The organism is Holdemania sp. Marseille-P2844 (assembly GCF_900120005.1).
Lineage (GTDB): Bacteria > Bacillota_I > Bacilli_A > Erysipelotrichales > Erysipelotrichaceae > Holdemania.
In genome coordinates, this window is record NZ_LT635454.1 from 188120 (window position 1) to 213282 (window position 25163).

At 53.8% G+C, this 25163-nt stretch carries 24 protein-coding genes; 14 read left to right on the top strand and 10 right to left on the bottom strand.

Features of this window, described 5'->3' with window-relative positions; all coding sequences use genetic code 11:
- Nucleotides 1-521: 521 nt before the first annotated feature.
- The 4 genes from BQ7364_RS18215 to BQ7364_RS15660 form a co-directional block, all read right to left on the bottom strand.
- The gene (locus BQ7364_RS18215) at nt 522-1232 is read right to left on the bottom strand and encodes a DUF234 domain-containing protein (RefSeq protein ID WP_200798817.1); all 711 of its coding nucleotides are present in this window, start codon (nt 1230-1232) and stop codon (nt 522-524) included.
- 197 nt (nt 1233-1429) lie between these two features.
- Nucleotides 1430-1678 (bottom strand): AAA family ATPase, encoded by a 249-nt coding sequence (locus BQ7364_RS18220; protein ID WP_200798818.1) that lies wholly within the window; start codon nt 1676-1678, stop codon nt 1430-1432.
- Entirely contained in the window at nt 1675-1983 is a 309-nt protein-coding gene (locus tag BQ7364_RS18225; protein ID WP_200798819.1) for an AAA family ATPase, read from the bottom strand. Before BQ7364_RS18225 ends, BQ7364_RS18220 begins: the two co-directional genes overlap by 4 nt.
- Nucleotides 1984-2105: 122 nt before the next feature.
- Nucleotides 2106-3047 (bottom strand): LysR family transcriptional regulator, encoded by a 942-nt coding sequence (locus BQ7364_RS15660; RefSeq protein WP_072685615.1) that lies wholly within the window; start codon nt 3045-3047, stop codon nt 2106-2108.
- A 127-nt stretch (nt 3048-3174) separates the two neighbouring features.
- Here BQ7364_RS15660 and BQ7364_RS15665 point away from each other — a divergent pair, with 127 nt between their 5' ends.
- From BQ7364_RS15665 to BQ7364_RS15700, 8 genes are all read left to right on the top strand, one after another.
- Nucleotides 3175-4566: an MATE family efflux transporter gene (locus tag BQ7364_RS15665; RefSeq protein ID WP_072685616.1), complete on the top strand. Its 1392-nt coding sequence runs from the start codon at nt 3175-3177 to the stop codon at nt 4564-4566.
- 45 nt (nt 4567-4611) lie between these two features.
- Nucleotides 4612-6615, top strand: a complete 2004-nt coding sequence (locus tag BQ7364_RS15670; RefSeq protein WP_072685617.1) for a BglG family transcription antiterminator — start codon at nt 4612-4614, stop codon at nt 6613-6615.
- Between the two features lie 247 nt (nt 6616-6862).
- On the top strand, nt 6863-7354 hold the full coding sequence (locus BQ7364_RS15675) for a PTS sugar transporter subunit IIB (protein ID WP_072685618.1): 492 nt from the start codon (nt 6863-6865) through the stop codon (nt 7352-7354).
- Between the two features lie 15 nt (nt 7355-7369).
- Nucleotides 7370-8167 carry a PTS mannose/fructose/sorbose/N-acetylgalactosamine transporter subunit IIC gene (locus BQ7364_RS15680; protein ID WP_072685619.1) on the top strand — a complete coding sequence of 266 codons (798 nt, stop codon included), beginning with the start codon at nt 7370-7372 and terminating at the stop codon, nt 8165-8167.
- On the top strand, nt 8167-8982 hold the full coding sequence (locus BQ7364_RS15685) for a PTS system mannose/fructose/sorbose family transporter subunit IID (protein WP_006057502.1): 816 nt from the start codon (nt 8167-8169) through the stop codon (nt 8980-8982). Before BQ7364_RS15680 ends, BQ7364_RS15685 begins: the two co-directional genes overlap by 1 nt.
- A gap of 96 nt (nt 8983-9078) precedes the next feature.
- Complete coding sequence (locus BQ7364_RS15690; RefSeq protein WP_072685620.1) at nt 9079-10293, top strand: N-acetylglucosamine-6-phosphate deacetylase; 1215 nt, start codon at nt 9079-9081, stop codon at nt 10291-10293.
- Complete coding sequence (locus BQ7364_RS15695) at nt 10290-11465, top strand: N-acetylglucosamine-6-phosphate deacetylase (protein ID WP_072685621.1); 1176 nt, start codon at nt 10290-10292, stop codon at nt 11463-11465. Before BQ7364_RS15690 ends, BQ7364_RS15695 begins: the two co-directional genes overlap by 4 nt.
- 16 nt (nt 11466-11481) lie before the next feature.
- Entirely contained in the window at nt 11482-12258 is a 777-nt protein-coding gene (locus BQ7364_RS15700) for a ChbG/HpnK family deacetylase (RefSeq protein ID WP_072685622.1), read from the top strand.
- Nucleotides 12259-12400: 142 nt separating this feature from the next.
- On the opposite strand, the gene BQ7364_RS15705 is transcribed toward BQ7364_RS15700, so the two are convergent.
- Nucleotides 12401-12664: a helix-turn-helix domain-containing protein gene (locus tag BQ7364_RS15705; protein WP_072685623.1), complete on the bottom strand. Its 264-nt coding sequence runs from the start codon at nt 12662-12664 to the stop codon at nt 12401-12403.
- Nucleotides 12665-13102: 438 nt separating this feature from the next.
- Nucleotides 13103-14236 (bottom strand): DUF6348 family protein, encoded by a 1134-nt coding sequence (locus BQ7364_RS15710; RefSeq protein ID WP_072685624.1) that lies wholly within the window; start codon nt 14234-14236, stop codon nt 13103-13105.
- 197 nt (nt 14237-14433) lie between these two features.
- Between BQ7364_RS15710 and BQ7364_RS15715 the strand changes: the two genes are divergently transcribed.
- Both BQ7364_RS15715 and BQ7364_RS15720 read left to right on the top strand, forming a co-directional pair.
- The gene (locus BQ7364_RS15715) at nt 14434-16134 is read left to right on the top strand and encodes a glycoside hydrolase family 13 protein (RefSeq protein ID WP_072685625.1); all 1701 of its coding nucleotides are present in this window, start codon (nt 14434-14436) and stop codon (nt 16132-16134) included.
- Nucleotides 16134-17234 carry an ABC transporter ATP-binding protein gene (locus tag BQ7364_RS15720; RefSeq protein WP_072685626.1) on the top strand — a complete coding sequence of 367 codons (1101 nt, stop codon included), beginning with the start codon at nt 16134-16136 and terminating at the stop codon, nt 17232-17234. The genes BQ7364_RS15715 and BQ7364_RS15720 overlap by 1 nt, the downstream gene beginning before the upstream one ends.
- A 95-nt stretch (nt 17235-17329) precedes the next feature.
- On the opposite strand, the gene BQ7364_RS15725 is transcribed toward BQ7364_RS15720, so the two are convergent.
- Both BQ7364_RS15725 and BQ7364_RS15730 read right to left on the bottom strand, forming a co-directional pair.
- Nucleotides 17330-18634, bottom strand: a complete 1305-nt coding sequence (locus tag BQ7364_RS15725; protein WP_072685627.1) for a putative DNA binding domain-containing protein — start codon at nt 18632-18634, stop codon at nt 17330-17332.
- Between the two features lie 397 nt (nt 18635-19031).
- The gene (locus BQ7364_RS15730) at nt 19032-19244 is read right to left on the bottom strand and encodes a helix-turn-helix domain-containing protein (RefSeq protein ID WP_072685628.1); all 213 of its coding nucleotides are present in this window, start codon (nt 19242-19244) and stop codon (nt 19032-19034) included.
- 204 nt (nt 19245-19448) lie between these two features.
- Between BQ7364_RS15730 and BQ7364_RS15735 the strand changes: the two genes are divergently transcribed.
- Both BQ7364_RS15735 and BQ7364_RS15740 read left to right on the top strand, forming a co-directional pair.
- Nucleotides 19449-19967, top strand: coding sequence for a hypothetical protein (locus BQ7364_RS15735; RefSeq protein ID WP_072685629.1), 519 nt, complete (start codon nt 19449-19451; stop codon nt 19965-19967).
- A 52-nt stretch (nt 19968-20019) separates the two neighbouring features.
- Nucleotides 20020-21126, top strand: a complete 1107-nt coding sequence (locus BQ7364_RS15740) for a hypothetical protein (RefSeq protein WP_139248662.1) — start codon at nt 20020-20022, stop codon at nt 21124-21126.
- A gap of 195 nt (nt 21127-21321) precedes the next feature.
- On the opposite strand, the gene BQ7364_RS15745 is transcribed toward BQ7364_RS15740, so the two are convergent.
- Both BQ7364_RS15745 and BQ7364_RS15750 read right to left on the bottom strand, forming a co-directional pair.
- Nucleotides 21322-23076, bottom strand: a complete 1755-nt coding sequence (locus BQ7364_RS15745; RefSeq protein WP_072685631.1) for a M3 family oligoendopeptidase — start codon at nt 23074-23076, stop codon at nt 21322-21324.
- 3 nt (nt 23077-23079) lie between these two features.
- Nucleotides 23080-23529 (bottom strand): VanZ family protein, encoded by a 450-nt coding sequence (locus BQ7364_RS15750; RefSeq protein WP_072685632.1) that lies wholly within the window; start codon nt 23527-23529, stop codon nt 23080-23082.
- Between the two features lie 102 nt (nt 23530-23631).
- Here BQ7364_RS15750 and BQ7364_RS15755 point away from each other — a divergent pair, with 102 nt between their 5' ends.
- Together BQ7364_RS15755 and BQ7364_RS15760 are read left to right on the top strand one after the other, a co-directional pair.
- Nucleotides 23632-24477: a YitT family protein gene (locus tag BQ7364_RS15755; RefSeq protein WP_072686133.1), complete on the top strand. Its 846-nt coding sequence runs from the start codon at nt 23632-23634 to the stop codon at nt 24475-24477.
- Nucleotides 24478-24805: 328 nt separating this feature from the next.
- A partial coding sequence (locus BQ7364_RS15760) for a cell division ATP-binding protein FtsE (RefSeq protein WP_139248683.1) occupies nt 24806-25163 on the top strand: 358 nt, incomplete at its 3' end.

A 25163-nucleotide genomic window follows, 5' to 3' on the forward strand; every position in this document is an offset into this window, starting at 1 on the left:
AAATAAAACCCACACGTCAGGGTTCTTTTGCGTATAAGTTTTATTTGACGCTTACTTAACTACTGTCGAATTGCGGATTTGAAAATGATATTAACCTGAATAGAAAATAAGATCCGACTTCATATCCGAATGTGGTACTGGAAATTATGGAAGACGATCAAAGAACGAACGCCCCCTCTATTTCTTGGGTATGCCAAGATAACGATGTTGGCTATACGCCAACACACGAAAGGGATACTGCAGGACAGGGAGATGGCTAGGGAGATGGATAACGAACAAGGTACTCAAACAAAAAGGTCTACTCAGTTTAGTAGACCATTACACAAAAGTTCATTCATTTTAACAAATCATGTTGGTACTTTGAACCGCCGGACGCCGAACAGCATCTCCGGTGGTGTGGGAGGAGCTAAGCTAAGGAAGAATTGGCTTCCTTAGCTTCCTACCCGATCAACATCCAATGTTCAGAAAGAATCGGAGTATCACCCAATCTCTTGTGCTGCAACGCAATCTATAGCCTGATGTTAATGCTGTTTTTTATAGTTTACAATTGTTTCGAGATTATAAAGATAGAGCGTATCAGAGGTTTCCGCTTCCGCTATGATTTTTTTATCAAAACCGGATTCTGAAAACAAAGCATAGTAGAATTTTGTTTTTTCTTTTAGAGGCGTTAATTTGGCTAGGGTATCAAGGTATTCAGAATAATCAAAGGGGCTGTGTTTAAATTTAAATTCACCCACTAAATATTCTTTTCCACCGATGCCAATGCCAAGTAAATCAATTTCTGTTTCCGCCAGCCTTAAGCCGCTTTTTGCGTTTTTATCACGGACTGTAGTTTTTCCCATCCAACGTCCCATCTTGCTATAGCGGAATGGGAGGGCGTTTTCCTTCTGCAGTTCGCGTACGAATTCTTTGCATACATTCTCAAAAACTAACGAAGCAAATTCATGCAAGGCAGGATCAATCAAATATTCATAAACGCCGTCAACGTCGCCATCCTCAAGCTGTGATAAATTCGCAAAACCGAAAGTATACCAGAAACGGAAAAAATTATCGGTTAGTCGATAGAGTCCACGATGGGTATTGGCCCTTTCTTTCATTCCGATATCAACGGAAAATTCGTGTGCTACAATCCCAAGCTCAATCAGGTTTTTTAAATAGACGCTTGTTTTGGAAGTGTCCTCGATAAGTGACTTTTGACTGATGTCGTTTAGTCTTGTATTACCCAGAGCCACAGCTTCAATGATGGAGTTGTAGATAGGCGTTTCACGAAGTTCTTGATGAAGCAGAAAGTCTACCTCACTATACAGTACAGAACCTTTTGTAAGTATATTGCGCTTGATGTTCTCCGCTACTGATAGCTCAGGATCAAACTGGTTCAGATAGTGCGGGATACCGCCAAGTACAGCATAAGCCAGTAGTTTGTCTTTTTCTAAATAATTGGGGAAAAACGAGCTGCATCGTAAAATCCCATTTCATTCATTTTATAAATACCCGTAGCTCTGCCGTACAGCGGATTCTTTTCCGCCAGCAGTTCTTTTTCGATAAAACTCATCGCGCTGCCGCAGAGAATAATCATGACATTTTTCTCTTTCAGTTCTGCATCCCAAAGATTTTGCAGAATGGACGGAATACTTTTATTTTCTTTGCACATAGAGGGGAATTCATCGATTACGATCAATTTTTCTTTTCACCGTAGGGGAGTTCAAGGATTGCATGAAATGCCTTTTCCAAATCGGAAAACTCAGAGATATACTGCCTGGAAGGGATATCTTCCCTCAAAATTTGTTTTGAAAATTTCGCAAGCTGTATCTGATCCGTACTTTGCGTGCAGGAATAGAATATATGCGGTTTATGCTTGCAAAACTCCCGGAGTGTTTCAGTTTTTCCAATCCGTCTTTTTCCATATAAGACGATCAGCTGACTTTTCTTCTCAGCGTATTTATCTTGTAAAAATTTCAGCTCTTTTTCTCTGCCGATAAACATTCAATCACCTCCTTGAATTATACCAAATCGTGATTTGATATAATTGTAAACGCGAGCATTAAAAATCAAGGGAACTTTGCAGAAGCTCGTTGAGAAACTTATGGAAATCTGATTCGATTTTATTAGATTGAGGATGAAGAGGATCTCGAAGTATTCAACTGTTTTCGCACCAGCTCAATGAAATCCCGGGCATAATCCGGCAGGTACGCGCCCTTGCGGTAAGCCGCGGCATACTGGGTCAGCGTGCGCTGGCGGCCGACGGAGAAACACTGCGGCGCCGGCTGATACGCCTGCAGTTCGACCGCATGGATATCGCGGGTGAAAGAACAACCATAACCGGCCGCTGTCAGCGCCATCGACACGTCGATGTTCTGAATCTCCAGAATCACGTTGGGCGTGAAGGCGTAATCATGAAACAACCGGTCTGTGATCTGCCGCGTGCGCTGATCCTTTTTCTGCAGGATAAACGGCCGCTCTTTGACCCAGCCAAGATCCAGCCATGGGTAACGAGACCCCGGCCGCCGCTGAGCCTGACTGGCCAGCGGATCCTGCGGCGGCAGAAGCAGCACCAGCTCTTCAGTCCGGATCGTTTCCGTCACGATTTCCTTGCGGCGCGTCGGCAGCGAGAAAAACGCCAGATCCAGCTCGCCCCGGCACAAAGCCTCCTCCAGAAACGCCGGATCGTTTTCTTCAACAAGGATCTTCACGTGCGGATATTTGCGGGTGAATTCCGGCAGCACGTTGGGCAGCAGGGAAAAACTACGGAAGATCGACAAGCCGATCCGCAGCTGTCCCCGGTGCACCTGGACGATATCCTGCATTTCCGCGTCCAGCTGTTTTTTCAAAAGCAGTATTTCCTGCGCCCGTTCAATATACTTTTCACCGGCATACGTCGGAATCAACCGGTTGCCGGAACGGGTGAACAACGGCTGGCCCACGCTCGTTTCCAGGCGCTGCAGAAACCGCGTCAGCGCCGGCTGGGTCAGATATAACTCCTGAGCCGCCTTGGTAACACTCTGATGCCGTGCCAGCGCCAGCACATACGTTAATTCTTTGAAATCCATGAGGCACTCCTTTCCTTCTTCGATTATTACATGAAGTAATGGAAATCATAAAATGAATGAATTTGTGGAATCCTGATTTCCATTATACAATAAGAAGGTCGAAAAAAGGTTGAAAGAGGAGAAATCTATGGGGAAACCAGAAACACAAGAGGAAAAATATAAAACGATGACGGAGAAGCCCGTGTCCAGTCTAATCTGCCGACTGGCCGTGCCGACGATTATCAGCATGCTGGTAACGTCGTTTTACAACATGGCGGACACGTTCTTCGTCGCCCGGATCGGAACCAGCGCTACCGCGGCGGTCGGCGTATCGTTCGCGCTGATGGCGATCATCCAGGCCTTCGGCTTTTTCTGCGGCCACGGCTCGGGCAATTATATTTCACGCAAAATGGGGCAGCACCGCTTTGACGAAGCGCAGCAGATGGCGGCGACCGGCTTCTTCACGGCGCTGGCGCTGGGCACGGTGATCTTTTTACTGGGAGAAATCTTGATTGATCCTTTGTGCCGGATTCTGGGCGCGACGGAAACCATTCTGCCCTACGCCCGCCAGTATCTGCGCTTAATCCTGATCGGCGCGCCGTATATGACGGCTTCGCTGGTGCTCAACAATCAGCTGCGCTTCCAGGGCAGCGCGTTCTACGCGATGATCGGCATCGCCTCTGGGGCAGTGCTCAACATCGCTCTGGATCCGCTGTTCATCTTTGTCTTTGACATGGGAGTCAGCGGGGCTGCGCTGGCGACGATCATCAGCCAGTTCGTCGGCTTCGTGCTGCTGCTCAAGGGAACGACCCAGGGCGGCAACCTGCGCATCCGCCTGCGCAACGTTACGTTCTCCAAATACTACTATTCCCAGATCATCAACGGCGGCATGCCTTCGCTGTGCCGGCAGGGATTAGGCAGCGTGGCGACGATCTGTCTGAATTTGATGGCGGGGCCGTACGGCGACGCGGCGATCGCGGCGATGTCGGTCGTCGGCCGCGTGATGAATCTGGCAGCTTCAGTGGTAACCGGCTTCGGTCAGGGCTTCCAGCCGGTGTGCGGCTTCAACTACGGCGCCTTTCTGTATGACCGGGTCAAGGAAGGCTTCTGGTTCTGCGTGAAGGTCGCCACGGTGATCCTGATCATGTTGTCGGCGGCCGGCTATCTGCTGGCCCCGCAGGTGATTCAGCTGTTCTCCAAAAATGATCCGCAGGTGATCGCGATCGGCACCCAGGCGCTGCGCTGGCAATGCCTGACCTTTCCGCTGTGTGGGTGGATTACGATCTGCAACATGATGCTGCAGACGATCGGAAAATCCTTCCGCGCTTCGCTGCTGGCGATGTCGCGGCAGGGACTGTTCTTCATCCCGGCGGTGCTGCTCTTGCCAGCGCTGATCGGGATTCAGGGCGTGGAAATCGCCCAGCCGATCGCCGATGTGTGCAGCTTTGTGCTGGCGATTCCGCTGCAGCTCAGCGTGCTGCATGAAATGACGCTCAAACAACGGGAAGCAGCCTGTGCCCCGCTGGCGGCTGAAGGCTGATCGACGAAGCACGGCGCGTTTTTAAACGAAAGGGGAATTTATTTTATGGCGGTCGTGAAGAACCGGCTGTTATTGATGCTTTATCTGCTGGATAACAGCGATCAGCCGCTGCAGGCCAGACAGCTGGCGGCGATGGCCGGCGTCAGCGAACGCACGGTGAAAAATGATATGGCGGAGCTGCGCGAGCTGGCGCAGGCCAGCGGCGTTGAAATTCTGACCCGCAAAGGCAAGGGCTATCTGCTGCAGATTCTGGATCACGCGGTGTATGATCCAGTCCGCGAACAGCTTCAGATCCGCTTCAGCACGATGAACTACACTAAAAGTGAAATCGTCGGCCGTACTAATGACATCGTCCGCCGGCTGATCGTCGCGCCCCGCTACCTGACCTTCGATGCGATTTCCGACCAGCTGTTCTTGTCGCGGCGCACACTGCAGGCACAGCTGCGGGAAGTCCGCCAATGTCTGGCAGCCTTCGGTCTGACGCTGCAGTCCCGGCCGAAGTACGGCGTCAAGGTCACCGGCGAGGAATTTCAACGCCGGCTGTGCATGCTCGAGCTGTATGAGATCCATTATTATAAAGCGGTCTCATTTCTGAATTACGATGAATACGTGCAGTATTTTGACGTGGATGAAGAGGAACGCAACGAGATCCGGCATATTTTCCTGCGCGTGCTGCGGGAGAGCGGGATTGCGATCAGCGACACCTACACAAACCGCATTGCCTGGTATCTGGTGCTGGCGCGCAACCGCATCAAGGCCGGATTTGCCGTGTCCATGGATGAAGCAAAGATGACTTATCTGCGCTCCTTTGACGAGGCGCAGATCGCGATCAGGATCGTCGCTGCGCTTCAGGCTGCCTATTCGGGTTTTGAGCTGCCCGAGGAGGAGGTGCTGGCGATCGCGGTGATCCTGCTTTGCTGGAACGATCCGATCGACAGCCCGCAGCTGCCTCAGCGGTATCCCGGCTGTTATCAGCTGGCTTGCGAGCTGGCAGACAAGATTGCGCAAGGTTTGAAAACAAGCTGGGGCGTGGATTTCGCGGCGCTGCCGGATTATGGCCGCGTGATGATCCCGAGCCTGATCCCGCTGCTGTTCTGCGATTCGCTCAACTTCCGTTATCTGGTCCTTGGCTCGCATGTCGACAACAACGGCATCCGCTACTCTCCCGTTTGCGAAGCGCTGGCCGTCAGCGCCGCACAGATACTGGAGACCCATCTGTCCGTGCCGATCACCGACATGGATGTCAACATGCTCGCAGTGCGCTTTTTCACGCTGATCGACGCCGTCCCTTATCCATATAAAAAACGCCGCGTTTTGATCTGCAGCCGCAATGGTCAGGTCGCCTCAGAGATCATCCGCAGCCGCCTGCTGCGGCGTTTTCGCAAGCGTTGGTTTGAAACGGTCGACATCTATGAATTTTATGAGGTGCGCGGGCTCGATCAAAGCCAATATGACTGCCTGCTGCTGAACTTTCCATCTTATAGTTACCGCTATACGATTCCCTACATGGTGATTAATCAGATTCCGGAAGCCCGCGAATTCAATCAGTTTTTCAACACGGTAATCATGGACGGCTATCAGCTGCAGCCGCTGCTCGATCAATTCGACTGGGATACCGCCAGTTTTTATCCGGAATTTGAATATGACGGCAAGGAAGCCTTCATCCATCTGATCAGCTACAAATACGGCCGCGATTACTACGCCGTGCAGAAAATGGAGGAAGAGCTGACGCGGGTGCGCGATTTCCGCGTGGTGCACCAGACCGTGATCATCGTCCAAAGCCGCCAGTACACCCGCCGCAACAGCTTTGAGATCTACCGGTTAAGCAAACCGGGCGTGTGGGAAAAGAAAGAGATCCGCTATCTGATCTACATCACCGCCGATTTCGCCGCGGGCTTGCAAAGCTTACGATTTCTCGATCAGGCCGCGCATCAGCTGGCGGTCGATCAGGAAAACATCGAGGCCCTGTTGAAAACCCGGGATTTAAGCCTGTTGATCAACGCGGTGAAGCGCTGTCTGCAGGCCGGCGGCGGGATGTTTGAAGTGTAAAAAATAAAAACGGCGCAAAAAATTACCTCTGACTAAGGGCAAATGATGAACATTGCCCTTTTTCTGTCCTGCTTTTCCATGAGGTAATTTATTCTGAAAGCGCTTATAATCCAGTTGTAAAGATAAACGCGCGCTTATCTTCTAAACGGAAATTCGAAGTCCGGCTCACTTTGGAATCCGTTGCCCTGCAGCTTTTGTGTCCGGGGGACAGGCCAACCGATCTTTCCCGGATGAGAGGAGGAAGAGTATGATCAAAATGTTTCGGATCGACGAACGGCTGATTCACGGCCAGATCGCGATCAAATGGTCGCGGCACACCGGCGTCGATCACATCGTCGTCGGCAACGATGCCGCTGCCAACAGTCCGATTATCCAGAAAAGTTTGAAAATGGCCGCGCCCGCCGGCATCAAAACCGCGATCCGCAGCGTGGACGACGCGATCGCCCTGCTTCAGGATCCGCGTTGTGAAGCGATGAAAATCCTGATGCTGGTCAACAGCCCCGAGGACGCCGAGCGCGTCGTGGCGGCCGTCAGCGGCATCCCGTACATCAACATCGGCAACTACGGCCGGATCGCTCCGGAAAAACCGGGCATGCCGCGCAAGCGCTATGGCAACAACATCTATTGCGACCAGGTGGAAGTGGAGAGCTTCAAGCATCTGATCGCGACTGGCTTGAAATGTATCTATCAGACGACTCCGGAGGAGCCGGCCGAGGATATTACCAACCTGTTTAAATAAGAGGAGGAAAAAAGGATGATTCAAAGTGCGTTATTAGTCATGCTTGCATGGCTGATCGTCAACGGCGTCGACCGCGTGATGTCGTGGCAGACCTTCGCCCGTCCGATCGTGACGGCGGCGATTACCGGCCTGGTTTTAGGGGATTTGACAACTGGCGTAGTCATGGGGGCTTCGCTGGAAGCGATTTTCATGGGGATTTCCGCAATCGGCGGATCAGTGCCGGCGGATGCGTGTTCGGCTTCGATCATCGCCGTGGCGATGACGATTCTGACCGGCGTTGATACGGAAACCGGTCTGGCGCTGGCGATGCCGATCGGCACGCTGATGGCGACCGTCGGGGAAATGTATAAACCGGTGCTGGCTTCCTTAGCGCCGTATTGGGAACATCTGGCGGGAACCGGCAACATGAAGAGCTTCCGCATTCAGACCATTTTGTGCGGTTTGTTCGTCGACCGTCTGCCGCAGACGATCATTCTGTTTCTGGCCGTCGCCTTTGGGGTCGAGGGCTTGCAGAGTGTGATCGGCAACCTGCCGGCGTGGGTGATGAGCGGCCTGTCAGCGGCCTCGGGCATGATGACGGGCGTCGGCTTCGCCATTCTGACGTCGATGATCTGGGACAAGGAAATCGGCGGGTTCTTCTTCGTCGGCTTCGTTCTGTCGAAATATCTGGGCTTAGGCCAGCTGCCGATCGCAATCATCATGGCGGTCGTCGCGATCATGTACTTCTACAATGATAAAAAGCTGCTGGACGCCAAGACGGCCAACGCCGCCGCAGCCAGCGCGAACGGGAATAACGAGGAGGATTTCTTCTAATGGCGAAAATGGAATTATCCGCACAGGAAAAGAAAACGCTGAAATCCATGTTCTGGAATTCCGGACTGGTGTTCTGCGGCTTCAATATGGTTAAGATGGAAGGCAACGCCTTCACCTGCACGATGGCTCCGGCCATCGAGGAGCTTTACAGCGATCCGGAAGAGCGTAAGCAGGCGCTGGTCCGGCATAATAACTTCTTCAACACTCACGCCGTGCTGTTCAGCTTCATCGCCGGTCTGGCCTACGCGCTGGAGCGGGAAAAGGTGACCAAGGGCAGCGTCGACGACGATACGATTGAAAACATCAAGGTCGCGCTGATGGGCCCGACCGCCGGGATCGGCGACGCGTTCTTCTTCAACTGCGTGCGCGTCATCGCCGCGGGCATCGGCATCGGCTTATGCGCCGAAGGGAATCTGTTAGGCGTGCTGATCTTCGTGCTGCTTTACGGCGGTTCGCAGGTCGTCGCGCGTTGGTATCTGTTGAAAATCGGCTATACGATGGGCACCTCGTTCATCGACTCGATCTTCTCCTCCGGTTTAATGACGTCGCTGACCAAATCAGCGGCTATCCTGGGCTTAAGCATGGTCGGCGCGATGGTCGCTTCGATGGTGAATGTCAAGCTGGCCTGGACGATTCAGGTCGGTCAGACCTCGGTCGTCGTCCTCGACGTCGTCAACTCGATTATGCCGGGGATCCTGTCGGTCGCGCTGGTCTTCGGTCTGGTCGCGTTAATTAAAAAGGGCGTACGTCCGGTGACGCTGGTTCTGGGAATTCTCGTTCTCAGCGTGGCGCTGGCGTTCTTCGGAATCTTCTAAGGAAAGAAGGAAGGGCTGCCAGCGCAGCCCTTTGTGTTTTCTTCTTCCATTTTCATCAAAGCTTGATAAAAAATAAATCATAATAAAGGAGAAATAATGAAAACGATATTAAAAAGCGAACGCATTCTCTGGAACGGACAGTGGCAGTCCGGCGCGATGATCATTGAAGCAGGCAAGCTTACCGGCTTCACACAGGATCCGCAGCTTCTGGCCGAAGCGGTGGATTACGGTAATCAGCGGATTATCCCGGGCATCTTCGACACCCACAATCACGGCACGCACGGCTACGGCTTATCCGGGCAGGTCAGCACGGATCCGCAGGTGCAGAAACCGATCATCCGGCATTATTTGAAGGCTTTGGGTTCTCAGGGCGTCACCAGCATTTTCCCAACCTGCGCGGTTTCCATGATCCGCAGCGTCAGCGAAGTGGCGGACGAGGACAACGAAGGCGCGGACATCGTCGGTATTCACAGCGAAGGCCCATGGCTGAACCGGGTCGGGGAAAAAGGAATCCGCACCGGCTGGCCGGAGGTATCGCTGGCCACGGCGAAGCAGATGGTCGCCGACGGTCAGGGCAAACTGAAGCTGGTCGCGCTGGCTCCGGAAATCCCGGGCATCGATCCGATCATCGACTATTTCCTGTCCGAGGGCGTGATGCTGGCCTATGCTCACAGCGACTGCACGTATGGCGAAGCGATGGCGGCGTATGCCCGGGGCCTCAGCGTCGCGACGCATACCGGCAACGTCATGACCGGGCTGCATCATCGTGATATCGGCGGTCTGGGCGCGGCCTTAAATAATGAGAACGTCGAGTGCGAAGTCATCTGCGACGGGCTGCATATCAGTCTGGAAATGCTGAAGCTGTACTTCAAGCTGAAGGATCCGTCGCGGTTTATGATGATCTCCGATTGTTCCGGCATGGCCGGAGCGCCGATCGGCCAATATAAGGGCTGGCATCCGGGCATGATCATTTCGATTACGCCGGAGGGTTTCTGCCTGAGCGATACCGGCCGGCTGTGCGGCAGCTCCAAGCCGGTGCTTTACGGCATCGGCAACCTGGTGGAAAAGCTGGGCATGCCGATGAGCACGGTCAGCCGCATGGCGTCGCTCAACCCGGCGAAGAAGTATGGACTGGCAGACCGCAAGGGATCGCTGGAGGTCGGCAAGGACGCTGACTGCGTCGTCATCACCGACGATTACCAGGCGGTGGCCACGTATGTGCGCGGCCGCAAGGTGTATGACTGCCAGACCGATACCGATCTGTTTAACCCGGAATTCTACCGCGAGATGCGGATCGAGGAAAACGCATGAGGACCGTACTGCGCTCGCGCCGGATCGTCACGGAGCAGGGCATCGTTGACGGTGTCATCGAGATTGAAGACGGTAAGATCGTGCGGATCGGCCCGGCGGCGGGGCCGGCAGATCTTGATTTTGAAGATCAGCGGATCATCCCGGGCATCATTGATATTCATAACCACGGCTTCGGCGGCTGGTCGATGACCGATCCGGCGAAGGAGAAAGACGTGAAGGGATTTGCCAAGGCCGTCGCGTCGGTCGGGGTGACCGGCGTGCTGCCGACCGCCAAGGAAGAAGCATTTGAGGCCATCGCCGACTGTACCGGAGAGCCGCTGGACGGCGCGCGGATTTACGGCGTGCATTCCGAAGGTCCGTTCTGGGCGCGCGGCGGCGAGAATACGGTCGGCGAGGATTACCCGCTGCCGGACGTCGTGGAAGCCCGGCGCTTGATCGACAAGGCCAAAGGAAAGATGGTCATGATGGCGATCGCGCCGGAGCTGCCAAAGGCCTACGACGTCATCCGCCTGCTTCATCAAAAGGGAATTAAAGTCGCGTCCGCGCACACGAAAGCCTATGCCGAGGATATCCGCAAAGCGATGGATGAGGTCGGTTTGGATATCGTCACGCACCTGTGCAACGGGATGCGCGGGATCCATCACCGCAACGTCGGGGCGCTGGGCCAGTATCTGCTGGAAGACAATCTGCGCTACGAACTGATCACCGACCTGAATCATGTCTGCAAGGAAATGATCCAGATCTGCCTGCGGATGCAGCCGGTCGAGAAGTTCTGCCTGATTTCGGATTCCAATTATATCGCCGGTTTGCCGACGGGACATTACATGCGCTACAACAAAGAGATGATCGCCGATGAAAAGGGGCTGATTCTCGATCTGCACGGCCGGATCTGCGGCAGCGGCAAGTGGGTGCTGTATAATATCGGACAGCTGGTCAACATCGTCGGCGTATCGCTGGAGGACGCGGTGCAGATGGCGTCGCTCAATCCCGCCCGCTTCTTGGGGCTTGATCCGGTCACAGGCTCGCTGGCGGAGGGCAAAAACGCCGATCTGGCGGTCATCAGCGACGATTATGAATGCGTGCTGACGATGGTCGAAGGGCGAATTGTTTATGACCGCGCAAAGGACACTTCGGTGTTCAATCCGGAAGCGATGAAGCGCAAGATCGCTTAATTGAGGATGGCGTGCGATGAAACGTTGTCTTGTGAAGGCTGACGATTACGGATTTACCGAAGCGATCAGTCTGGGAATTTTAAAAGCGTACCGCGAAGGGATTGTGCGCAGCACCGGCGTGATGATCAACATGCCGGCCGCGCCGGCCGCCCTGGGCTGGCTGCGCGAAGCCGAGGGCTTATGCCTGGGGCTGCATATCAACATCGTCGTCGGAAAACCGACTGCCGATCCGGCATTGATTCCGGATCTGATCGACGAGCAGGGCAATTTCCACAGCTCTAAAATGTACCGGGCAGAACTGGCCGCGGGCCGGGATCCGATTCCTGATCTGGATCAGGCGGTGGCGGAGGTGGACGGGCAGATCCGCAGGTTTATCACGCTGACGGGCCGACGTCCGGAATATCTGGAAGGGCACGCGGTTCGTTCGCCGCATCTATTGGAAGCGATGGCGCTGTTGGCAAAGCGGTATGATCTGCCGCATGTGTCTTATCTGGAAAACCGCGACCATAGACTGACAGAACGGCCGCAGCGGGCCGCTTCAATCTATCCGTTTTATGATCAGGGAGTGGAGCCGGCGGCGTATTTTACCGAAGATCTCGGCGGGATCGCGGAGCTGCCGCTGTCGCTGGTGACGCTGCATCCCGGCTATCTCGACCGGGAAATTTACCGGTTGTCCTCGTTTACCGACGTGCGGATCAACGATCTGGAAGCGGCGATGGCCCCGGAAGTGAAGGCCTGGTTTGCAGAAAAGAACATCGCGCTGATCTCTTTCCGCGACATCACCCAATATTAAGAAGAAAACGGCTTCGCAGGGAGCCGTTTTTTCACATGAGCGGACACATGGAGAAATTCTGCGGCCGCACTTTTATTCTTGCGGATGAAGAAGCGCTGTCGGCTTTGAAATTCATGACAACCGACGTTTTGAAGCGCTGTCTTTATTCCTCAAAGAGCGCGGCTATTTCAGGCCGGACTTGCTTTTGATCCATTCCGTCGCCGGCCAATTCATCCAAAGAGACATGCAGCGCGTTGGCGATGTTTTTGATTTTCGCGTGGGCGAGCTTGGTGCGGGCGTTTTCCGCGTTGCTGAGATGCTGGATGGAAAGACCTGCGGCTTCGGCCAGCTGTTCCTGAGTCATCCGGCGGTACTTGCGCAGGATTCGGATACGCCGGCCTAAAACAACATAATTGACGTCATTCATAACTATTCACTTCCTTCGTGATTATTGTAGCGGGAATTGAACAAAAAGGTAATAAACTGGATGAATAAATAATGATTTTCCATTCGATTTTTTCTTCTTTTTCATATTTTTATGTTACTTTTTTTAAACGTTACAATCTGCGCTTAAATACGACTATAAAAAGAGAGTACATGTTCATTTTAAACAACGATGTAATTTTAATAATGCAATAATAAACGGTTGAATTAATCTTGAAATTACTTGTATATAAATGAAGGTAAAAATTATATGAATTAATTCTTCGTTTCTGCTTTCGGTGAGATTGAGGTGATGGTTTCTGATGAAAGAAGAAATTGTACGATTAATTAGATAAAAAGGAAGTAAGAAAAAAGGAAGAATAAAGGAAGGGTTTTTATACAAAAAAAGCCCGCTGGATAAGAAGCGGGCTGAACGGGCGATTTAAAACAACTGGAAGGTGTCGGATGCGTGGAACTGCAGGGCGGCAGTCCGGCCGTTCAGGTCTGCTTTGTCCTGCTTCAGCTGACAGACAAGGGAATACAACGAGCTGAGTCCGATCAGCTGCCGGAACAGATCGTTGTCAAATTCCTCACTGCCAAACCCCGCGTAGACCGCTTCCTTCATCCAGGCATAGGCGGTCAGCTGGAAAAGTGTGACGGGAATCACCTGATTTTTGCAATACAGCGTCAGCTGTTCGTCGACGATCAATTCAGAAAAGGCGTTTTCCGCGCAGATTTCCGGCAGAAAGAACCGGAACAGCTCGGCCAGGGAGGGGTCGTTGAGATCTTTACTCAGGATTTGTCCATAGCGTCCCAGCTTCTCAGCCGTGTCGCAGGCCTGAAACAGCCGCATCGCTTTGATCGTCGCTTCTGTAATCTGTTCCTTGGTATACGGGAAAACGGCGGCCTGCTTGGGGTCCTGTTCCAGAATAAAGATTTGCTTGCGGGAAACGAACTGCGTATTGTCCCACTTTTCCACAATCCGGGCCAGCGCTTCGCTTAAAAACCGGCAGACAACGTCGTTGACGCGGCATTCCGCCGTGACGCTGCCGTCGGCCTGACGCGCGCCATAGATCTTGATGAACGTGATCTTCCGACTGCCGAGCACTCTTGGCAGCTCACTTTTCAACGCGTTCCAGAAATCCAGCCGGTGATCGCCGGACAACGGCTGGCCCATGCCGACGATTTCACTCTGGATGCAGTTCCATTTCCGCTCTTTCCCGCCGAACTCGCTGGTCAGCTGCAGGACGGATTCTCCCCGCATCAGGGTGATCACCGCCGCCATCATGCCGAATAAAAAGCTGGCGGCCGCCGCGCCGATCGCCTGATCCGGATCCTGTCCCGCCCCCGCGCAGCATTCCACGACCGGTTCGTCAAACCGCGGGCATTCGATCGTAAACGTACAGACGGTCATGACCCGCTCGTCCAGGGCATCGACGCGGGCGGATACCCGCAGGTTCCAGCGTTCAAATACGAGCTGTCCGTTCTGGATCTCGTTGTGCTCCATCGTTCCGCAGACAGTGCTCAGCTGCTGAAGCAGCCGTGCGTTTTCTCTTTCAAATGATTGATTTTTCATGAATTCACTCCTCAACCTTTTTATTGTAGCGCCCCAACCGGAATTTCCGCAAGGAAAAACCGGGTTTTCTTGAAGTCGGCGGGAATTATTTTTATAATGAAGAAAAAGAGTGAGCGGAGCGGATCCACGACAGGAAAGGATCCGCAGGGTGATCCCTGGAAAGAAGACAGCGGGATCAAGCGCAAAGGAGGAGCGGGATGGAAAAGACGTGGTGGAAGGAAGCGGTCGGCTATCAGATCCTGCCGAAGACGTTTTATGACAGTAATCATGATGGAATCGGCGATCTGCGCGGCATCATCGCCAAGCTGGATTATTTCAAGGCGCTGGGCGTGACGCTGTTGTGGATCGGTCCGTTTTACCCGTCGCCGATGGATGATAACGGCTATGACGTCAGCGATTTTCTGGACGTCAATCCGATGTTCGGAACCCTGGCGGATGTGCGGGAGCTGATCGCTCAGGCACACCGGCGGGGTCTGCGGATTATTCTGGATCTGATTTTAAACCACACCTCGGACGAACATCCGTGGTTTATCGAGGCCCGCGCGCATCCGGACAGCCCGGAACATGCTTTCTATATCTGGAAAGAGCCGCGCTATGACGCCGCAGGCCGTCCTCAGCCGCCGACCAACTGGGCGAGTTTCTTCGCTGATTCCGCCTGGGCCTATGACGAGCAGGCAGGCCAGTATTACATGAAGATCTTTTCACGGAAAATGCCGGATCTGAACTGGGCGAATCCGATTCTGCGGCAGCGCATGGAGGCGGTCGCGCGGCAATGGCTGGATATGGGAATCGACGGTTTCCGCGTCGATGCGGTGGCGCATTTAGCCCGCGATCCTGAATTTCAGGACAGCGAACTGCCGGTGAACGCGCAGGGGCTGGCTGCGGACTGGTCGAAGTTCTCCAATCTGCCGGCGTTGTTCGATTACCTGCGAGAGTTCAAGCAGACGGTTTTGGCGGGCCGGGACTGTCTGACGATCGGCGAGGTCGGCGGCGGCGCGAGTCCGCAGATGGCGCTGAATTACGCAGACAAGGAAACCGGAGCCTTCAACATGGTGTTTACGTTTGATCACTGCTGGTGCAACGGTTTGGAAGGCAAGGAAATCATCACCGAGGCGGACCGGCATGTCGACGTCCGCCAGCTGAAACAGGTGTTCGCGCGCTGGTACGACGGGTTGGGCGAACGGGCCTGGCCGGCGATTTACTGGATGAATCACGATCTGCCGCGGGTGGTCAGCCAATACGGCGATCCGATCCGCTATCACCGTGAGTCGGCTTCGATGCTGGAAGCGGCGCTGTTATTGATGAAGGGGACGCCGTTTCTTTACAATGGCGAGGAGATCGGCATGACCAACGTCGATTATTCAAGTCTGGAGGATTTCCACGACGTATGGGTCGCCAATTACGTAAAAGAAGCCCGCTCCCGGTTGAGCGAGGAACAGATCCTGGAATATGAACGGCGAACCTCGCGGGTCAACGCGCGCACGCCGATGCAGTGGAGCGCGGAGACGTATGCCGGGTTTTCCACGGTCGAACCGGCGGAGAAAGTGATCGGCAATTATCGGGAAATCAACGTTGCCGCCCAGCAGGCCGATCCCTATTCCGTGCTGAATCTGACGCGGCGGTTAATCCAGCTGCGCTTAAGCGAGGTGGGCAAGCAGCTGTTTGTGTACGGCGGGTTTGAGTTCGTCGAGCCGGAGCATCCGGATTTGTTTATGTACCGCCGGTTCACCGCCACGGAAGAAGCCTGGGTTGTGTGCAACTTCCGCGGGGAAACGATTCCGTTTTCCTTGCCTGAGGAGCGGGGCGAATGTGTCTTTGATAATTATTCCGATCCCGGTTTTGCCGGGGCGCTGCGGCCGTATGAAGCGCGGGTCTGGCTGCGGCGGGAGGATTCCTGATGAACATGCTGGAATTAACCGCAATCTCCAAGCAGTATCCCGGCGGCGTGCAGGCGGTAGATCAGTTCAGCCTGACGCTGAAAGAGGGGGAGCTGGGCGTGCTGGTCGGACCTTCCGGCTGCGGGAAAACGACGACGCTGCGGATGATCGCGGGGCTGGAAACGCCCGATGAGGGAACAATCCGGATCCGGGGGCAGGCGGTTGACGGACAGCGGCCGCAGGATCGGGATGTGGCGATGATGTTTCAATCCAGCGCGCTGTTTCCGTGGCTGAGCGTCGCGGAGAACCTGGCGTTCGGTCTGGCGAAGAAGAACCTTGACCGCCGCGCTCACCGCTCGCAGATCGAAGCGATCGCCCGGCAGCTGCAGCTGGAAGATTTGCTTGAGCGCAAGGCCCGCACCCTTTCCGGCGGCCAGCGGCAGCGGGTTGCGCTGGGCCGGGCGCTGCTTAAGGAAGCGGCGGTGCTGTTGATGGACGAGCCGCTCAGCTCGCTGGATCGGCAGCTGCGCTTACAGCTGCAGGATGAAATTCTGCGGTTATGCCGGCAGCGCGGACAGACGGCGCTGTTGGTGACGCATGATCAAAGCGAGGCGCTGAACCTCGCGGACCGGCTGGTCGTGATGAATCAGGGCCGGATCGAACAAAACGATATCCCACAGCGGATCGTCACCCAGCCCGCCACGCTGTTTGCGGCGCAGTTTATCGGCGAACGTCCGATCAATCTGTGGACAGTCCGCATCGCTGCTCCTCAATCGTTCTTTCAGCCTTCGCGGATAGTCTGGCCGGCCGGCGCGGACACTGTGGTGATCGGCGTGCGTCCTCAACAGCTGCGGGCCAGAATGATCGGCCCAGCTTCGCAGCCTGAGGCAGAAGCGGCGCTGAGAGGCGAAGCGGTGATCGAACAATTTCACTGGATTGGGGCGCAGTGTTTTGGTTCGGGCAGTCTGGGCGGAAGGCTGGTGGAATTCAGTCTGCCGGAAGGCGCGAACAGTCAGATCGGCGACCGGGTCATTCTGAGCGCTGCGGCGTCCGCACTGCACTTTTTCGATCCGGAAACCGGCCGGCGGTTATCTCACGCTGCCATTTCCTTTTCACAGTGAAGAAAGATTTGATCTAAGTGAAACGGAAAGATGAAAAAACGAGCACTCCCTCCAAGGGAGAAGGCTCGTTTTTTAACGTGGACAGGCTGCGGCGCTCAGGCTTTTAAATGGTAGCGCAGCGATGCGGGATTCTGTTCGATCAGGTCCTGTTCCAGCAGCGCCTGCAAAAGATTTTCAGTCTGCGTCTTCGTCAGTCTGAGCTGTGATTCAATCTGGTCCGAGGCAACCTCAATTTCCGTCGTGATCAGATCCAGCACACGCTGCTGCAAGGTCTGACGTTTCTGAACTTTGCGGGAAACCGGCAGCCGGAACAATACTTCGCGGCGCTGCGGTTTATCGGTCAGCTCCGGAGCTGACCAGCCTTTCTGCTTCCAGATCGCTTCAATCCGCAAAAGCCCGGTGCCCCGTCCGTCCGCCGCTTTGATCAGATGGAACATCTGGTAGAGAACGGGGTTGGCCGGCATGGATGGACGTCTCAGCTGGCCGCGGTTGACGACCTGAATCTCTTGGGAATCGGCGCGGATTTCAATCTGCGGATGATCCTGATAGTCGGCGTGCGCCAGCGCGTTGACTAACGCCTCGTTGATCGCCCAGGCGATGTCTTTGGGGTGCTGGCTTTGTAATTGCCGGCGGGCGGAGAAATAGAAGTCGCAGGCGTTGTCTTCCTGCCGGCGGGTTTCCAGCAGGTTGTTCAGCTGTAAGCCGGGGAAGGCGCGGGCCAGAGCTTCTTGCCTGCCGAACATCAACAAGCCGGCCCAGGTTGGATGCAGACTGCCGTCCATCGCGAAATAAACCGCGTTGACCTGAAGCAGGAAGCTTAACTCGCAGATGGCATTCCATGGAGAATGGGGATGCACCTGCCGGTAGCGCTGCCGGTAAGCTTGAATGGAGGACGGCTTGAAATCGTCCAGCACGGCGGAAACGACCGGCGCTCCGTCGGGCAGTTCCCGAAATCGGTTTTCCATCATGATCTGAACCTCGCTGATCTGGCACCGGTAATCTCCTTCCCCACCTCGCCGATAGGTTCCGGAAAAGGGCGAGGAGCCCAGAAACACCGGTTTCTGGCAAGCCAGCGCCCGCGGAATTTCAATCAGTACGATCGGGTGGTCCTGCGCTGTGACAATCTGGACCTGTTCCCTCAAAAGCAGGTTGACGCTGACCAGCTCGGGATTGGCGACGATATGCCAGAATTGCTCGGCCAGCTTCTGCGGATCGGCCAGCGGCACGGACTGAAAATATTTTTCCGGCGTTTCGATCACACCCAAAAGCAGCGCTCCGCCGACCGTGTTGGCGAAGGCTGAATATGTTTCCCACAGACTGTGCGGCAAGCCGCCCTGGGCCCGTTTCGCTTCCAGCCGATTGTTTTCCCGATACCGGGCCAGCTGTGCCAGTTCAATCATGAACGATCCCGCCTTTCTGTCTTTACAGTAGTCTATTCCCGACGGGATTTCCAGTATTCCTGATCATTTTGTTAAAAAAGATCGACCCCTTCCCAAAGCAAAGCTGCGGACAAGCACGCTGGCAAAACGCGGAGCATCATTGACGCAGAAAAAAAGGGGCGGCTTCAGCGGAGGCGCACCGATGAATCCTTGAAACATACTGGTTGATTCTAGTTGATTCTATTAGAAAACGACGAATTCGAAGCTCGCTGTTAAGCACAGCGTCAGGCGAAAATCAACAGAGGAGCTTGAAGGGAGAAGCGCTTTATGATAGAAGCACTTTAAAACAGAATAAAGAATAAAAAAAACCAGCGGCTCAGGCTGGAATTTGAAACGAATTTTGCAAGGCGCTGACGGATTAATCAGAGTCAGAATCAGGAATGAATTCCACGATATCCTGAAGCTGACAATCAAGTGCTTTGCACAGATCGTCCAGGGAGGTTGTTTTAACGACGGCATTCTTCTTCATCCGGTTGAGCAGTGATTTGGGAATACCGTAATCCAGGGTCAGTCGATAACAGCTTAACCCCCGTTTCTTCATGGTTTTCCAAAGGTTGTCATAAACAATCATCAGCCAGAAACCTCCTTTGTTCCTTTGCATTTTAGCGTGAAAGCGGTATAATTTATAGGTATAATACAAGACACCTAAAACTAGTCTGATCCGGCGGTGCAGGAAGGATTCAATCTCATTTGCAAACTCAAAAAAGTTGGAAACGTGGCATAATGACAGGAAATATGATAAGATTAACTCAGAAGAAATTGAGGGCGTGAGAAAATGGCGGAAAAGAAAGCCGGCGGAATTGTGCATTTCGTCAGAGAATGGGAACAGAAACGGATGCTTTTGCGGATGCTGGAGGTGCTGGACGACGTCCGCCTTTTGAAGCAGCTGCTGGAGTTTGTGGAGAACAAGCTGACTTTTCTTCAACGTAAACAAAGCTGGCTGCAGCTGCGGCACCGCTCGGGGCTGGCTGAGATCCAAGCTGAAACGGACTTTCTCAAACAAATGCGGGAGGCCTTGAAAGGCCGGATCAGCCCAATGGAGAATAACGCAACCGCAAAGCTGCTGGGATTGAAGCTCAGGCAATGGCGGGAAGCGAAAGCGATCACGATGCAGGATCTGGCTGAGCGGTCTTATTTTACTTTTGAAGATCTTCAGGCGATTGAAGACGCCGCTTATCCGGCGATGGACAGTCTGGATCTGGAACATCTGATGGAATTGCTGGAAGTGGATTCCCTGGATACTCTGCTGCGGGATCAGGCCAAGCCGGAAAATAAAACAGGGTATTCGGATTAACATCCCTTATAAATCAGGGATCAGCAACCACGTTTCAAATGGGTAAGGGACAATGATGATAAAAAAATTCTGGATCTGGCTTCATCAGTTTTTTCAGCGAAAATCTCCGCGGGAAAATGCTGCAATTTCAATCGCGAATCAACAACAAATCTGGTTTGAACAATGTGAGCCGGGCTTTCTGGTATGGGCGCAGATGCCGCTGCCATCGGAAGAACTGGCGAAAATTGATCCGGCCCATCGAATTCGTCCATATCTGATTCTTGCCAGGATAAAACAGGAATTGACAGCTAAAGCCTGTTCGTCCAGTCCATATTCCGGTCTGCGGGAATATCAGACGACAATGCTGGCCAGAGATCATCCGCTGGGGAAGCAAACCTATATTGATTTGAAGCACAATGTGACGCTGAGAGCGGAACTGCTGCAAAATAAACCGATTCCCGTAGAACGGCATGATCTGCGCCGGATCCAGAAACATCTTGTGCTGATTTCTCATCTGGATCATATTTATCATCCCTATCTCAATGTGCCGCTGCTTTGGGAGAAGGGGGATATCCTTGAAATTGATCATGATCTGTGGTATCTGCAGGAATTTATCCCCGGGAAACTGCGGTTAATCCGGCTCTGTCATCAATACCGCGCGTACATGGAGGATGCGGGATGGAATCTGTTTTTCTGCGGCCGCCGCGGTTATTTCGCTGATTTTGCCCATCCGGCCGTCTTTCAGGGGAAAACCCGGCTGGAACTCGTTTACCGCGCCGCCGCTCATGAAATCGCCTATGCGGATTATTGCCAGACCCAGGGTAAGGATCAGTATATCAAGTGGGTGCCGGGGTATATCGTGAAGCGGGAGGATGAAACGTATATCGTTCTGTCCAGGTTAGAGCGCGGCTGGTTCTGCCTGGAATGGCACCGCAGCCGGAAGAAGTGGCGGACGCGGTGTGTCCGGGATTTCAATGGGATGGAATGCGTGGGAAAAGTTCGGCGGCTGAAACTGCGGACGCTGATCGCATCGTTGATGAATTCCGGAATCGTACTGTTGGAAGAACTGGATCCAACGCTGCTTGACTATCTGGGTGGGCAGGAATTGGATTGGGAAACGTTAAAGAGGGAAGCGGGGATGGCGGTGCTGATCAAAGGGATCAACCGGGCCGCTGCATAAATCTTTTTCGTCGAAGCCGATCCGGGAAATCTGGCATCCGGTTTGAAGACAGATAGACATCCGTCAGACTATGAAGCTAAAAAGAAAAATCCGTTTCTTGCCCAATCTGCATTGGGAAAAGGAACGGATTTTCTTGTTAAAAAGGATCGCAGCGATGTTCAGCTTCATTCAGTGAGAAACGCTGCGGATTCGATGTTACTTGGCGGACAGGGCGATGAATTCGTCGATCATGGTCTCCACAATCGCCAGAGAATCGCGCCAGAAATCCGGCTTGGTGATGTCGATGCCCGCCATCGCCGCCACGTCCTCGACACTGCTGACGGTCGTCGCTTCCAACAGGCGGTTGTACTTGTCGACAAAGGCCGGGCCTTCCTTCTGATACTGCGCGTACAGACCCTTGGCAAACAGGCAGCCGAAGGCGTATGGGAAATTGTAGAAGTTTAAGCCGGCGTCGTAATAATGGCTCTTGCAGATCCACATATACGGATGCAGCTGGCTGTGATCGAGACCCGTGCCGTAGGCTTTCTTCTGTGCCCGCAGCATGATGTCTTCCAGATCGTCGCTGAACAGGAAGCCGTCTTTGCGCTTTTCCACAACCTCGGTTTCGAACAGATAGCGGGAGTAGATATCACAGATGACCTGCGTAACATCCTGCAGCGTGCTTTCGATCAACATCATCTTTTCCTCATCGCTGGCGGCGTCGCGGATCGCGGCGTTCATGATGACCGTTTCATTAAAGGTTGAGGCGGTTTCTGCGACCGGCATCGAATAGCGGGTGTTCAGCGGACTGTGGTTTTCAATCCGGTGGCCGTGATAGGCGTGACCCAGTTCGTGCGCTAAGGTGACGACGTCGCTGAGCGAACCGTCAAAGTTGGTCAGCACGCGGCTCTGCTTCAGCATCGGCAGGTTGCAGCAGAAAGCACCGCCGACCTTGCCCTTGCGCGGGAAGAAGTCGATCCACTCCTCGTCGAAGGCGCGCTCGATGATCCCGGCGACATCCTTGGAGAATGGCGTGAAGTTCTGGATCAGATACGCTTTCGCTTCATCGGTGGTGAAGGTGCGGGTGCTTTTGCCCATCAAGGCGAACAGTTCGTAAAACGGCAGGCCGTCGGTGTAGCCGAGCAGCTCTGCTTTGTGACGCAGATAAGCGTGGAAGCGCGGCAGCGCTTCGTCAATCGCCGTGAACATCGCGTCCAGCGTTTCCTTCCGCATGCGGGAATTGAACAGCGTCATGTCCAGAACGGAATCAAAGTGACGCAGCTCGCTGACGGTGTTCGCTTCGCCTTTGATCGAATTCAGTGCGAAGCAGACGGCGTCCTTGATTTTATCATAAGCTTTTAATTCCGCTTCATAGGCTTTTTTACGAACGGTTGGATCGGTGCTGTAAGCGAGGTTGCGGATCGAGGATAACGTATAATCCTGACCGTCCATCGTGACGGCGACCGTCGAGGTCATGTATTCCTGCAGCTGTGCCCAGGCGTTGGAACCGTTCAGCTCCATTTTCCCGATCGCGTCCTCGACCTCGTCGCTTAACGTATGCGCGGCATGGCTGCGGATTTCCTGCAGCCAGAAGGCATGCTGCTGAAACAGCGGGTCGCTGGGGATCAGCGCGTCCAGATCCTGGGTCGCGATCCATTTCTGGAAGCGGGTTGAAGCCAGCGCCGACTGGCTGGTCTTGATCTGAAAGCGGGAATTCATGGAAACGGTTTGCTGATCGGCGGTGTTGGCGGACTGGCGCAGCGAGAGATACGCGCCCAGCCGGCGGGTCAGCGTCTGGTAGGCGGACAGCTGTTCAATGATCGCTTTCAGCGTCGAGTGCGGATCGCGCTGATCAAGGCTTTCCGCCAGCGCGTTCATCGCGTTGATGTGGGTGTCCAAGGCGGCGAAATCCTGTTGGAAGGCTTCGCTGTCATAGCCGGTGTAGAGATCGTTCAAATTCCATTCTTTCATCCGTTAATCCTCCTGTTTTTTCTGATGTCCTACAATTCCCAGCAAGATGATCGCCAGGAACATGCCGGCGGCCATCCCCGCGCTGTCGATCAGCATATCCCGCAGCTCACAGCTGCGGCCGGCGGAAAACCGCTGCAGATTCTCATCCAGAACCGGGATGATGAAAAACGGCAGCAGTGCCGCTTTGCCCTTCATCCACGACCAGGGCTGAAGCCGGTAGGCGGCGGCGATCAGGCAGCCCAACAAAGCATATTCGCTGAAGTGCGCCAGCTTGCGGATCACGAAGTTTAAAAAATCCGTTTCCGGATGCAGGCCGACGGTATCCAATACCGGCCGGACCCATTCGCTGACCGTCAGGCTCATGCCGTTGGACGTGCCGGCGGAAGCAGCGGAATTGGAAAAAATAAAAATTACCATTAAAGCGACAAGCAGCCAACAACTTTTCTTTTTCATCTTCCGCTCCTTTCTGACTTCCTGTATTATAAACCAACTTTTCCGGTAAAGAAAGAACCATGATATAATGAAACGACAGTGAAGGAGGAATCGCTTTTGGAAATGAAGAAAATGGTCCGGGACCTGCCCTGGGTTCTGATCGGCAATTTTATGCTGGCGCTGGCCGTCGCGATGTTTATCTTACCCTATAATATTCTTTCCGGCGGCGTGGCCGGCATCGCGGTCGCTTTGCAGCCGGTGTTTCATATTGAACCGACGCTGATGGTCAACGGTCTGGTGCTGGGGATGTTTGTGCTGGGCACGGTGTTTCTGGGAAAAGACTTTGCCGTCAAGACGGTGATCAGCTCGCTGGTGTATCCGGTCTATCTGACGATCATCACGCCGTTTGTCCCGCTGCTGCAGCTGGATCCCATCCTGGCTTCGCTCTATGGCGGACTGCTGGCGGGCGTTGGCATCGGGCTGGTGCTGCGGACAGGCGCGAGTACCGGAGGGATGGATATTCCGCCGTTAATTGTCAACAAATATACCGGGATTAAGATTTCGACGCTGGTGTTGATCACCGACGCGCTGACGGTCGGACTGGGCTTGTTCACCTATGGTCTGGAAGCAGTGCTGATCGGCTTTATTTCCGTCTGGGGCACCTCGTTTGGGATCGACAAGATGCTGACGCTGGGCGGCGGCAACGCGAAGGCTGTGCAAATCATTTCGGAGGCGCACGCGCAGATCAATGCCGCGATCCAATCCGAGCTGGATCGGGGAACGACGCTGAGCGACGCGACGGGCGGTTATACCGGAGCACCCCGCAAGGTGATTCTGGTCGTTGTGGAAAAGAAGGAATATCCGAAGCTGCTGGAACTGGTCAACCGGTTTGACGAAAACGCCTTTATGATTACCAGCGACGCAACGGATGTGCATGGAGAAGGCTTCACATTGGAATTCAAGGTCTAGGGAAGTGCTGAAAGCTCAGGATATAAGCCGGTCATAAGTCTGTTGAATCCGCAAAAACGATGGGAAAACGCCTTGGGATCATGGAAGTGCAGTGTAAATGAAAAAGGAAACAGAAGCGGCGCGAAAAGGAAAACGCGCCTTTTTTGTTCCCGCGAAGTCCATCCCGGCTTCATTTTGGGTTTCAGCGAATTGGGCTTAACAGGACAATGCGGCGAGCTAAAAATAAAGTAATATTGAACGGTGGTTAAAATGTAAGAAATCCCAAACATTTTTATTCTATATGGAAAGATTAACCCATGATATAATAAGAACAAATGAGGTGCGGAAAATGCTGGAATTGAAACATATCGCAAAAACATATAAAAATGGCGTAAACGCCCTTTACAATATTAACTTGAAAATTGATCAGGGGGAGTTTGTCTATATTATCGGGCCGACCGGCTCGGGCAAGTCGACGTTGATCAAGCTGCTGGACGGCGAGGAAATCCCGACCAAAGGCAAGGTTGAGGTGGCGGGGATCAACGTCGGGAAGCTGAAGCATTCCAAAGTGCCGTTGTACCGCCGCAATATCGGCGTCGTGTTTCAGGACTTCCGCTTATTGGAGCGGAAAACGGTGTTTGAGAACATCGCGTTTGCGCTGGAGGTCATCAATGTGCCGAAGGAGAAAATCCGCAGGCGGGTGCGCG